The organism is Streptomyces sp. PA03-6a, from assembly GCF_033792765.1.
Taxonomy (GTDB): domain Bacteria; phylum Actinomycetota; class Actinomycetes; order Streptomycetales; family Streptomycetaceae; genus Actinacidiphila.
Genome location: NZ_JARAVK010000280.1, coordinates 1 through 10,808, shown reverse-complemented (window position 1 = coordinate 10,808; position 10,808 = coordinate 1). Strand labels below are relative to the sequence as shown.

At 74.6% G+C, this 10,808-nt stretch carries 11 protein-coding genes; 9 read left to right on the top strand and 2 right to left on the bottom strand.

The features are described from left to right. The first annotated feature begins 124 nt into the window (after positions 1 to 124). From PV350_RS39515 to PV350_RS39485, 7 genes are all read left to right on the top strand, one after another. Positions 125 to 877: a class I SAM-dependent methyltransferase gene (locus PV350_RS39515; protein ID WP_499515701.1), complete on the top strand. Its 753-nt coding sequence runs from the start codon at positions 125 to 127 to the stop codon at positions 875 to 877. 69 nt (positions 878 to 946) lie between these two features. Continuing rightward, positions 947 to 1,891 carry a GerMN domain-containing protein gene (locus PV350_RS39510; RefSeq protein ID WP_500338265.1) on the top strand — a complete coding sequence of 315 codons (945 nt, stop codon included), beginning with the start codon at positions 947 to 949 and terminating at the stop codon, positions 1,889 to 1,891. Positions 1,892 to 1,975: 84 nt separating this feature from the next. Continuing rightward, the gene (locus tag PV350_RS39505; protein ID WP_499515699.1) at positions 1,976 to 2,632 is read left to right on the top strand and encodes a CBS domain-containing protein; all 657 of its coding nucleotides are present in this window, start codon (positions 1,976 to 1,978) and stop codon (positions 2,630 to 2,632) included. 87 nt (positions 2,633 to 2,719) lie between these two features. After that, entirely contained in the window at positions 2,720 to 3,787 is a 1,068-nt protein-coding gene (locus PV350_RS39500; RefSeq protein WP_499515698.1) for a zinc-dependent alcohol dehydrogenase family protein, read from the top strand. A gap of 165 nt (positions 3,788 to 3,952) precedes the next feature. After that, positions 3,953 to 5,896, top strand: a complete 1,944-nt coding sequence (locus tag PV350_RS39495) for an APC family permease (protein WP_499515697.1) — start codon at positions 3,953 to 3,955, stop codon at positions 5,894 to 5,896. 98 nt (positions 5,897 to 5,994) lie between these two features. Continuing rightward, positions 5,995 to 6,528 carry a hypothetical protein gene (locus tag PV350_RS39490; protein ID WP_499515696.1) on the top strand — a complete coding sequence of 178 codons (534 nt, stop codon included), beginning with the start codon at positions 5,995 to 5,997 and terminating at the stop codon, positions 6,526 to 6,528. Between the two features lie 63 nt (positions 6,529 to 6,591). Next, positions 6,592 to 7,086, top strand: coding sequence for a universal stress protein (locus PV350_RS39485; RefSeq protein WP_500338263.1), 495 nt, complete (start codon positions 6,592 to 6,594; stop codon positions 7,084 to 7,086). Positions 7,087 to 7,089: 3 nt separating this feature from the next. Here PV350_RS39485 and PV350_RS39480 read toward each other — a convergent pair whose 3' ends face one another. After that, entirely contained in the window at positions 7,090 to 8,598 is a 1,509-nt protein-coding gene (locus tag PV350_RS39480; protein ID WP_500338262.1) for a dienelactone hydrolase family protein, read from the bottom strand. 96 nt (positions 8,599 to 8,694) lie between these two features. Here PV350_RS39480 and PV350_RS39475 point away from each other — a divergent pair, with 96 nt between their 5' ends. Beyond that, positions 8,695 to 9,609: a helix-turn-helix domain-containing protein gene (locus PV350_RS39475; RefSeq protein ID WP_500338261.1), complete on the top strand. Its 915-nt coding sequence runs from the start codon at positions 8,695 to 8,697 to the stop codon at positions 9,607 to 9,609. Here PV350_RS39475 and map read toward each other — a convergent pair. Beyond that, entirely contained in the window at positions 9,596 to 10,363 is a 768-nt protein-coding gene (gene map / locus PV350_RS39470) for a type I methionyl aminopeptidase (protein WP_500338260.1), read from the bottom strand. The genes PV350_RS39475 and map overlap by 14 nt on opposite strands. Before the next feature lie 66 nt (positions 10,364 to 10,429). On the opposite strand from map, the gene PV350_RS39465 reads away from it, so the two are divergent. After that, positions 10,430 to 10,711, top strand: a complete 282-nt coding sequence (locus PV350_RS39465) for a helix-turn-helix domain-containing protein (RefSeq protein ID WP_499515691.1) — start codon at positions 10,430 to 10,432, stop codon at positions 10,709 to 10,711. Positions 10,712 to 10,808: the final 97 nt, after the last annotated feature.

Genomic DNA, 10,808 nt, shown 5'->3' with positions numbered 1-10,808 from the left:
CACTACGAGGACGACTCTCCGCCTTACGATGCACCGCACCAGACGCCGCTGGGCCCGCCCTCCGGGCGGCCGGCGCTCCTTTGACGACACGGCCTAGCGTCTCCCCATCGGGAAAGGGGATCTGATGGACCGTGGTATCCGTGACGTCGAGGACGTGCTGAGACTCCTGGACGACCTGTTCGCGGCGGGGGCCGACCGCTGGACGGAAGGGGCGGCCGACTGGTGGGACGCGTTCTACGCGGACCGGTCCCGGCCGGTGCCGTTCTTCGTGGACAAGCCGGACGAGAACCTCGTGGAGTGGCTCGACCGGGGCGTGATCGCGCCGGGCGGCCGGGTCCTCGACCTCGGGTGCGGTCCGGGGCGCAACGCGCGGTACCTGGCCGCACGGGGGTTCACGGTGGACGCTGTCGACCTCTCCCCCGCCGCGATCGCCTGGGCGCAGGAGCGGGCCCGCGAGGCCGGCGCGGCCGTGCGCTTCCACCGCGGTGACGCCTTCGCCCTGGCCGGGACGGTTCTGCGCGGCCCGTACGACCTGGTCCACGACTCGGGTTGCTTCCACCATCTGCCGCCGCACCGGCGCATCAGCTACCTCGCGCTGCTGGACGGGGTCCTGGCGCCCGGCGGGCATCTGGCGCTGACGTGCTTCGCCGCCGGCGCCATGGGGTCCGAGCTCGACGACGCGGACTTCTACCGCGAGTCCCGGCTGCACGGCGGCCTGGCCTACACCCCGGAGGCGCTGCGCCGGATCTTCTCCGCACTGGCGGAGGTCGATCTGCGCCGCATGCGCGGCGAGCCGGCGGAGTCCGCGTGCTTCGGTGAGGACTTCCTCTGGGCGGCGCTCTTCCGCCGCCCCGCAGAGGTCGTGCCCGGCGGCTGACCCTCCCGGGTGATGGCGTACGCGGGCGGGAGCGGGCACTCTGTGCGCATACCGGAGGGGAGGACCCACATGGACGCTGCCCGGCCCGCCGCCTCACGCCCAGCGCGGGCGCTCGCCGCCGCGCTCGTGTCCCTCGCCCTGCTGTCCGCCTGCGGCGGCTCCGGCCGGGATGCCTCCGGGGCTCCCTCCCGGACCGCCGCATCCGGCGGACCCGGCACCGCGCCGGCCACGCCGGGCGGCAGGTCGCCGGACCCGACCGGGTCGGCGTCGTCGTCCGGGTCGGCTTCAGCATCCACCACGGCGGCGCCCCGCCGGGTCCACGCGGCCGTCTACTTCCTGCACGAGGGCAAGCTGTCGGCTGCGCCGCGCACGGTCACCGGCCCGGCGACCGCCGCCGCGGCCCTGCGGGCCCTGCTCGCCGGCCCGAACGGCTTCGAGCGCGGTCACGGCCGGACGACGGCGATCCCGTCGGGGACGGCGCTGCGGTCGCTGGCCGTACGCGACCGCGTCGCCACCGTCGACCTCTCGGGCCGCTACGACGACGCCGCCCCCGGCGCACCCGTGCAAGCCCGGCTCGCCCAGGTGGTGTTCACCGCGACGGCGTTCCCCGGCGTGGAGAAGGTGCGCTTGCGCGTGGACGGCGGGCCACCGGCCGGACTCGGCACGGTCGCCACCGGCCCGCCCGTCGGCCGCGCCGACTTCGAGGAGTTCTCGCCCGCCGTCCTCGTGGAGTCACCGCTCCTCGGCGACACCGTCACCGCCCCGTTGCGCGTCCACGGCACGGCCGACACCTTCGAGGCGGAGTTCCGGCTGCGGATCTCCGACGGCGCCGGCCGCACGGTCGCCGACGTACGGGTGGCGGCCACCTCGGGCAGCGGCACCCGGGGCACCTTCGACGTGACCGTGCCCTACCGCGCGGCCGGTGGGCCGGGCACCCTCACGGCGTACGTGCTGTCCGCCGAGGACGGCCGCCGGGTCGTCCTCGACACCGTGCCGCTCACCCTCGCGGGGTGAGCGGGTCCCGGCCGGACCGTGCGCACGCCGCCGCACCGGCCGAGACTGGAACCAGGGGACGCATCCCGGGTTCAGGAGGCCGCCATGAACGCCGTCCGGCAGCCGATGACGGTGGGCGACGTGATGACGTGCAGGGTCGTCGCGGTCACCCGCCGCGCGTCGTTCAAGGAGATCGTGCGGGCCCTGGAGCAGTGGCACGTCAGCGCGGTACCGGTGGTGGAGGACGGGACGCGCGTGGTGGGCGTCGTCTCCGAGGCCGACCTGCTGCGCAAGGAGGAGCACCGCGTGGACGAGCCGCCCCCGGTGGGCGGGGCCGGCGGGTCCCGCGGGTCCGGCAAGGCGGCCGCGCTCACCGCCGAGCAGTTGATGACCGCGCCCGCGGTCACCGTGCGCGGCGACGCCTCGCTCGCCCAGGCGGCCCGCGCCATGGCACGGCACCAGGTCAAGCGGCTGCCGGTCGTCGACGCCCGGGGCATGCTCAAGGGCGTGGTCAGCCGGGGCGACCTGCTGAAGGTCTTCCTGCGGTCCGACGAGGACATCGCCCGCGACGTCCGGGAGAACGTGGTCGCACGGCTGTTCCCCGGCGCGTGGCGGTCCGTCGAGGTCGACGTCGAGGAAGGGGTCGTCACCCTGAGCGGGCTGCTCGGGGACCGCTCCCTGGTACCGGTGGCGGACCGCCTGGTGCGGTCCGTCGAGGGCGTCGTCGACGTGCGCTTCGATCTGACGCCGAACCGGGTGTGACGGGCGGTCCCGGCGCCGGATGCGAGGGCCGCCCGCCGCGCCCACGCTGGTAGGGGGACACACCTCAGCCCGAAGGAGCGGAACGCCATGAAGGCATGGGTCTTCCAGGGTCCGGGACGGGCCGCCTGGCAGGAGGTGGCCGACCCGGTCCTCCAGGACGCGAGGGACGCCATCGTCCGCGTCGACACCGCCGCGATCTGCGGCACCGACCTGCACATCCTCAAGGGCGACGTGCCGGACGTCGCTCCCGGTACGGTGCTCGGCCACGAGGCCGTGGGCGAGGTCGTCGAGACCGGCGCGGAGGTGGACGCCCTCCAGCCCGGCGACCGGGTACTGGTCAGTTGCGTCTCCGGGTGCGGACGCTGCCGGTTCTGCCGCGAGCAGGCCTACGGGCAGTGCCTGGACGGCGGCGGCTGGGTGCTCGGGCACCTGATCGACGGCACGCAGGCGGAGTACGTGCGCGTGCCTTACGCCGACACCTCCCTCCACCCGCTGCCGCACAACGTGGGCGGGCACGACGCCGTCCTGCTCTCCGACATCTTCCCCACCGCCTACGAGGTGGGCGTCCTCAACGGCGGGGTCCGGCCCGGGGACACGGTCGTCGTGGTCGGCTGCGGTCCGATCGGCCTGGCCGCCGTCGCGACGGCCCAGCTGTGCTCCCCGCACACGGTGATCGCCGTCGACCTGGCCGCGGCCCGCCTGCAGGCGGCGAAGAACCTGGGCGCGGACGCCGTGGTGACGGCGGGCGAGCAGCCCGAGCAGCTGGTCGACGACCTCACCGGAGGGCTCGGCGCGGACGTGGTGATCGAGGCCGTGGGGCTGCCGGAGACCTTCGAGATGTGCACGCGGATGGTCCGGCCCGGCGGCCGGGTGGCGAATGCGGGGGTGCACGGCCGACCGGTCACGCTCCACCTGGAGCAGCTGTGGAACCGCAACGTCACCATCACCACGGGCCTGGTCGACACGTACTCCACGCCCACCCTGCTGCGCCTGCTGGAGGCGCGGAAGCTGCCCACCGGTGCGTTCGTCACGCACACCTTCGAACTACACGAGACGGCGGAGGCCTACGACGTCTTCGCGTCGGCGGCCGACACCGGAGCGCTCAAGGTCGTCCTGGGCGGACCGCACCATGACGTCCTCGTGCCCATGTTCTGACCGGGCCGGCGGGCGTAAAGGGCGCGTCAGGGACGTAACCCCCACTCTTGACGGAATCTTAACGGCGCGAAGCGGCCGTACGGGGAATCGGGCGCCGACCGATGCGTACGCTGACCAGGCCATCTCGTGGTGGCGGGAACCAGTGGCAGCACGTCAGGAGCATCGATGACCTCCCCCGTCCCTACGAGTCGGCTTCGCGCGTGGATGCTCGAGGGCCTGTCGGACATGGCCCGGCACCAGCAGGGCGGGCAGGCGGCCCCGGAACGGCATGACCACGGCCAGCGCTGGTGGCGGGTGATGTGCCTGACGGGTGTCGACTACTTCTCCACCCTCGGCTACCAGCCCGGCATCGCGGCGCTGGCGGCGGGCCTGCTGTCGCCGGTGGCCACCATCGTGCTGGTGATCGTCACGCTGGCCGGCGCCCTGCCCGTGTACCGCCGGGTGGCCGAGGAGAGCCCCCGCGGCGAGGGCTCGATCGCCATGCTGGAGCGGCTGCTGTCGTTCTGGAAGGGCAAGCTCTTCGTCCTGACGCTGCTGGGCTTCGCGGCGACGGACTTCCTGATCACCATCACCCTGTCCGCGGCCGACGCCTCCACCCACCTGGTGGAGAACCCGCACCTGACGGAGGCGCTGCACGGGAAGCAGATGCTCATCACGCTGCTGCTGGTCGCGCTGCTCGGCGCGGTCTTCATGAAGGGCTTCCTGGAGGCGATCGGCGTCGCGGTCGCCCTCGTGGGCCTCTACCTGGCGCTCAACGTGGTCGTCGTGGTCGTCGGCCTGTGGCACGTGGCCACCGCCGGGCACGTGGTCACCGACTGGTCGAACGCCCTGACCACGCAGCACGGCAACGTCCTGGTGATGGTCGGGGTGGCGCTGCTGGTCTTCCCCAAGCTGGCGCTGGGCCTGTCCGGCTTCGAGACCGGTGTGGCGGTGATGCCGCACGTCAAGGGCGACGCCTCCGACACCGAGGAGCGTCCCGCCGGGCGGATCCGGGACACGAAGAAGCTGCTGACCACGGCCGCCGTGATCATGAGCTGCTTCCTGATCACCACCAGCTTCATCACCACGCTGCTGATCCCCACCGACGAGTTCGAGGCCGGCGGCCAGGCCAACGGCCGCGCGCTGGCCTACCTCGCGCACGAGTACCTGGGCAACGCCTTCGGCACCGTCTACGACGTGTCGACCATCTGCATCCTGTGGTTCGCCGGAGCCTCGGCGATGGCCGGCCTCCTCAACCTCATGCCGCGCTACCTGCCGCGCTACGGCATGGCGCCGCACTGGGCGCGCGCGGTGCGGCCGATGGTCCTGGTCTTCACCCTGGTCGCGTTCCTGGTCACCTGGATCTTCGACGCCAACGTCGACGCCCAGGGCGGCGCGTACGCGACCGGTGTCCTGGTGCTCATCTCCTCCGCGGCGATCGCGGTGACCATCGCCGCCCGCAAGGCGGGGCAGCGCAACTGGACGATCGCCTTCGGGGTGATCTCGGCCGTCTTCCTCTACACCACGGTCGTCAACGTCTTCGAGCGCCCGGACGGCGTCAAGATCGGTGCCTGCTTCATCGTCGGCATCATGCTGATCTCCCTGCTGTCGCGGCTCGCCCGCGCCTTCGAGCTGCGCATCACCGGCATCAGCACCGACGACATGGCCGAGCGCTTCGTACGGGACATCTCCCACCGCACGATCCGCTTCATCGCCAACGAGCCCGACCGGCGGGACGCCGCCGAGTACCGGGACAAGATCAAGCAGATCCGGTCCGACAACGACCTGCCGGCCGAGGAGGACTTCGTCTTCGTCGAGGTGACCGTCGCCGACCCGTCCGAGTTCGAGGCGGGCCTGGTGGTCCGCGGCGAGGTCCTCCACGACCGCTACCGCGTCCTGACCCTGGAGAGCTCCTCCATCCCCAACGCACTGGCGGCCTTCCTGCTGCACGTCCGCGACACCACCGGGCAGCGTCCGCACATCTACTTCGAGTGGACCGAGGGCACCCCCTTCGCCAACTTCCTGCGCTTCTTCCTCTTCGGGCAGGGCGAGGTCGCCCCGGTCACCCGCGAGGTGCTGCGCGAGGCCGAGCCCGACCGCAGCCGCAGGCCCCGCGTCCACGTCGGCTGAGCCCGTCCGTCAGGGGCGCGCAAAGACCGGACCGGCGCTCGTCAAGGGGCCGTCAGGGCCGCGCCCGGCGGGCCGCCGCCTTGCCTACGGTCGGCCCCATGGAACGGCGAACGGCTTCCCGGCCCGGGCAGCAGGGCACCGTCGGTGACCGCCATTGGCGCGCCGACCTGCGGCGCGCGCTGGGGTGCGCGGTCGCCTTCCTGTGCCTGGCGGTGCCGCTCGACGCGGTAGCGGGAACGCTCACCCCGCGGCGCGCGGCACTGTGGCTGGCATTGGCCGTGATCGTGCTCGCGCTGCTCCACCCGGCCCGGGTGACCGCGGGCGACGGGTGGCTGGCGGTGCGCGGCACGCTGCGGGAGCGGCGGGTGCGGACCGACGCGCTGACCGTGGTCCGCCAGTCCGCCGGTGTGTCACGGCATCTGGTCCTGTGGGACGCCCACGGCCGGTGGCTGGAGCTGGATCCCCGCGTCCTGGAGGCCAATCCGCTGCTGTGGCACCGGCTGGAGGCGGGCGCACGGCGCTCCCGTACCGCCGGCACGCTCCGCGAGGGGGCCGAGGTGCTCGGGCGGCTCGGCGAGCGGATCGACGGCAGCACGGCACGAGCGGTGCTCGATGCGTCCGGGATGGGCTGACAGGTCGCTTCGGTGCAGCCGGTCGCGTGGTCGTTCGTCGTACGTCGAGAAATGAGGCAGTCCGTGATCGAGTCGCCGTACGGGGGCACAGCGGGCGGGGGCCGGCGGGTGGTCGTCGGCCTGAGCGGTTCCCCCGGCAGTCTGGCCGCGCTGCACCGGGCGGTCGCGGAGGCCCGGTCCCGGTCCGCGGGACTGCTGGCGGTCCTGGCGTGGGAGCCGCCCCCCGAGGAGTTCACGTACCGCCGGGTGCCGCTTCCGCCGCGGCCCTTCGACTGGGAGCAGGAAGCGCGGCAGCGCCTGAACGTCGCGCTGGAGGAGGCCTTCGGCGCCGGCGACCTGCCCGGGATGCCGGACTTCCGCGCCGTGACCGCGCGCGGGCCCGCCGGGTACGTGCTGGTGAAGGCGGCCGCGCGCAGCGAGGACCTGCTGGTCGTCGGCACGGGGTCGCGCGGCCTGCTGCCGCGTGCGCTGCGCGGTTCGGTCGCCCGCTACTGCGTCGCGCACGCGGCCTGCCCGGTGCTGGCCGTACCGCCGTCCCGGCTGCACGCCGGGGTCTGAGCCTCAGCCCCGCAGGTGCCCGAGGACGGTGCGCATCGCACGCTCGACGGCGCCGCGCGCCTCCGCCCCGTGGTCGGTCGTCTCGAAGCCGTGGCCGCCGTCGGGGACGTCGACGACCTCCACGTCCGCCCCGGCGTCCTTGGCCGCGGAGAGGAACTCCTCGACGGTCACCGCGATCTCCGGCCGCTCCCGTCCCACCCGGGTCAGGACGACCGGCGGCGAGCCCGCGCCGTGCAGCGCCGCCGCGGGCCGGAAACGGGAGGCGGCCAGGCCCCAGTTGGGCAGCGGCGCGAGGACGGGGTAGGTGGCCGCGACGCAGCGCAGCCACGGCGGGGGCGCCGCCAGCCAGTCCGCGGACAGCAGCCCGCCGGCGGAGAAGAACCACAGCGCGACCCGGCCGGCGTCGACCCGCGGATCGGCGCGGACGAGTTCCACCGCCTCGGCGAGGTCGGCGGCGGCGCGCGGGAAGTCGCCGAGTTCGTGCAGCCGGTGGTCGACGGTCACGCCGACCGCTCCGAAAGCCGCCGCGAGGCGGCCGTACCCGACGAAGGCAGGCCAGTCGCGCGGGGTGGGCCGCGCGCCGGCCGGCACCGGGCCGCCGTGCACGAAGACCACGGCCGGGCGGGGTCCGCCACCGCCGTCCGGGAAGTACAGGTCGGTCCGCCCGTGGCGCTCACGGGCCCGTTCGGGCACGTCGAGGAGGAACGGCCGCAGGTGCGCCGGTGGTTCATCCGTCGCGGTGATCCGGTGGCCCTCCCCGGCGGCGGCCTTCAGCAGGACGTCGGCGAGTTCGCCGGGTGCGGAGAGCATCGGCCAGTGGCCGGTGGCGAGTTCGAAGAAGCCGACGCGGGGGTCCGTGAGCGCCTGGAATTCGGGGTGCCCCAGGCCCACCAGCCCCTCCACCATGGCGATGCTCGAACCGTTGCCGGTGCACAGGACACCGGTCGTCGGCAGGGCGGCGGCCGCCCCCGACAGGCGCAGCGGCCGGGTGAGCGTCCCGGCGGGCTGGGGTGCGGCGTCGGCGGCGAGCCGGGCCAGCGCCGCGGCGGGCACGCCGGCCGTGCTGCCCCAGCGCTCCCACGCCCCGGGCGCGGGCGGGGCGACGCGCCACTCGCCGTCGCCCGGGGCGGCCGGGGCCGGGAGGCGGGCGCGCAGTTCCTGGTCGGGCACGAGCGCCAGCGGCGGGTCGCCGTCCCGGGGCATGCCCGCGTCCAGGTGGACGACGCGGCCGATGCGGCCGGGCCGCCGGTCTGCGGCGGCGACCACCGGGTGGATGCCGTAGCCGTGGCCGACGAGCACCACGTCCGTCGCGTCCAGGGAGTCGACGACCCGCAGGACGTCCTCGACGTGGGTCTCCAGTACGGTGCCCGGCCCGGCCGGGCGGCCGGAGCCGGCCATGCCGGTGAGGGTCACCGGGTGGGCTCCCGCGCCCGCCCCGCGCAGCCGGCCGGCGACGTCCTCCCACACCCAGCCGCCCGTGTGGGCCTCGGGAACGAGTACGAACACGGTCATGTGTGCCTCCCCGCACGCGGTGGTCCGCGGAGCGGCCGTCCCGGCCGTCCGCGCTCGCCGGTACGGTAGGAGCTCCCCCTGAGGGAGGTTCAAGCGGTGGAAGCCGACAGCACGTTGAGCATCGGGGAGCTCGCCAAGCGGGCCGGCGTCTCGGTCAAGACCGTCCGTTTCTACTCGGACCGCGGACTGCTGCCCGAGTCCGGCCGCAGCGCGGGCGGCCACCGCCGCTACGCCCCCGAGGCGCTCACCCGGCTGCGCCTGATCCGCTCCCTGCGCGCCCTGGACCTGCCGGTGCCGGACGTGGGGCGGGCCCTGGAGCGGGAGGACGCCCTGGAGGACGTCGTCGCGGGCCACTTGCGGACCCTCGGTTCCCAACTGGCCGCGCTGCGCTGGCGGGAGGCCGCCCTGCGACTGCTGCGGGACTGCACCGCCGAGGAACGCGCCGAGCGGCTGGAGCTGGTCGGAGCCGTCCCCGTACCGCCGAACACGGACCCGATGGCCCGCTTCTGGCGCCGCTGGCTGCAGCCCGCACGGCTGCCCGCCCCGGTGCTGGCCCGGGTCGTCGAACTCGCCGTGCCGCAACCGCCCGACGAGCCGAGCCCGGCGCAGGTGCTGGCCTTCGCCCGGCTGCACGCCTTCACCTCGGCCTCCTGCCCGCCCGGCGCCGTGCGCCGGCTCGCGGCGCACCGGCCCGACGCGGGCCCCCGTCCGGCCGTCCTGTACGAGGGGCTCTACGAGGCCTACGAACTGGCCGCGCCGGACGTCCTGGCCGGACGCGCTCCGGGCGCGGGTGAGGCGCTCGACTGCTTCGTCACCGCCCACGCGCGGTCGTTCGGCGCGCGGGACACCCCCCACTTCCGCCGCCGGCTGAGCGGCATGCTGGCCGTGGAGCCCCGCATCGACCGCTACTGGCAGCTCGTGGCCGAGCTGCGGGGCCCCGGACAGCCGACCCCGGGCGCCTCCCACACCTGGCTGCGCTCCGCGCTGGAGGACCAGGTCACGGCGCGGTGAGGATGCGCGGGCCCTCCTCCGTGACGGCGACGGTGTGCTCGAAGTGGGCGGCCCGGCTGCCGTCCTCGGTGTGCAGCGTCCAGCCGTCGGAGGCCGTGCGGTAGCCGCCGCGCCCCCCAGCCATCAGCATCGGCTCGATGGCGAGGATCAGCCCGTGCTTCAGCGGGTAACCACGGCCGGGGCGGCCCTGGTTGGGCACATGGGGGTCCTCGTGCATCCGGCGGCCGATGCCGTGGCCGCCGAAGTCCGCGGGCATGCCGCACCGGGCCTCGCGGGCGACGGTGCCGATGGCGTGCGAGATGTCGCCGATGCGGTTGCCGACGGTGGCCGCGGCGATCCCCGCGTCGAGCGCCCGCCGGGTGGCCTCGATGAGCCGCAGGTCCGCGGGGCGGGGCGTACCCACGGTGAAGCTGATCGCGGCGTCGCCGGTCCAGCCGTCCAGTTCGGCGCCGCAGTCGACGCTCACCAGGTCGCCGTCCCGCAGCCGGTAGTCGGTGGGGATGCCGTGCACGAGCGCGTCGTTGACGGAGGTGCAGAGCACCGCAGGGAAGGGCGTGGGCGCGAACGACGGCCGGTAGCCGAGGAACGGCGACCGCGCGCCCGCCGCGTCCAGGACGGCCCGGGCCGCCTCGTCCAGTTCCCGCAGCGACACGCCGACGCGCGCCGCCTCACGGGCGGCGGCGAGCGCGTGCGCCACGACGCGGCCTGCCTCCCGCATGGCCGCCAGCGCGGCATCCGACTTGATCTCCACCATGTCCGTGGCTCCTCGTTCCGTTCCCTGGGTGCACCCAATTCTTATACCGGTATTAGTATCACGGGCATGGTGCGAACTCCTTTGACCCCCTGGGAACGGCAGCGCGGCGAGCGCTTCGGCACGCTGCTGCGCCGGGCCCGCGGCGACCGCAGCATGGTCGAGGTCGCGGCGGCGGCGGGCGTCTCCGCCGAGACCCTGCGCAAGATCGAGACCGGCCGCGCCCCGACCCCCGCCTTCTTCACCGTGGCCGCCCTCGCCGCGGCCCTGGACATCTCCCTGGACGAGCTCGCCTCGGCCTGCGTCCTCGAGGCCGACGCGGCGGGCGGCGCCGCCGCCCTGTCCGCGTAGGCTGCGCCGGGCTGCCCGTGTCGCCGCGTGCGGTTCGTTGTCGTGTGCGGGTGTTTGCGCCTGCGGCGGGCATCCCCCGCCCGCCGCAGGCGCAAAC

Excerpts from the sequence above, each read along its gene's own strand:
- PV350_RS39515 (WP_499515701.1), top strand. The coding sequence starts at position 125 with ATGGACCGTGGTATCCGTGACGTCGAGGACGTGCTGAGACTCCTGGAC.
- PV350_RS39510 (WP_500338265.1), top strand. The coding sequence starts at position 947 with ATGGACGCTGCCCGGCCCGCCGCCTCACGCCCAGCGCGGGCGCTCGCC.
- PV350_RS39505 (WP_499515699.1), top strand. The coding sequence starts at position 1,976 with ATGAACGCCGTCCGGCAGCCGATGACGGTGGGCGACGTGATGACGTGC.
- PV350_RS39500 (WP_499515698.1), top strand. The coding sequence starts at position 2,720 with ATGAAGGCATGGGTCTTCCAGGGTCCGGGACGGGCCGCCTGGCAGGAG.
- PV350_RS39495 (WP_499515697.1), top strand. The coding sequence starts at position 3,953 with ATGACCTCCCCCGTCCCTACGAGTCGGCTTCGCGCGTGGATGCTCGAG.
- PV350_RS39490 (WP_499515696.1), top strand. The coding sequence starts at position 5,995 with ATGGAACGGCGAACGGCTTCCCGGCCCGGGCAGCAGGGCACCGTCGGT.
- PV350_RS39480 (WP_500338262.1), bottom strand. The coding sequence starts at position 8,598 with ATGACCGTGTTCGTACTCGTTCCCGAGGCCCACACGGGCGGCTGGGTG.
- map (WP_500338260.1), bottom strand. The coding sequence starts at position 10,363 with ATGGTGGAGATCAAGTCGGATGCCGCGCTGGCGGCCATGCGGGAGGCA.
- PV350_RS39465 (WP_499515691.1), top strand. The coding sequence starts at position 10,430 with ATGGTGCGAACTCCTTTGACCCCCTGGGAACGGCAGCGCGGCGAGCGC.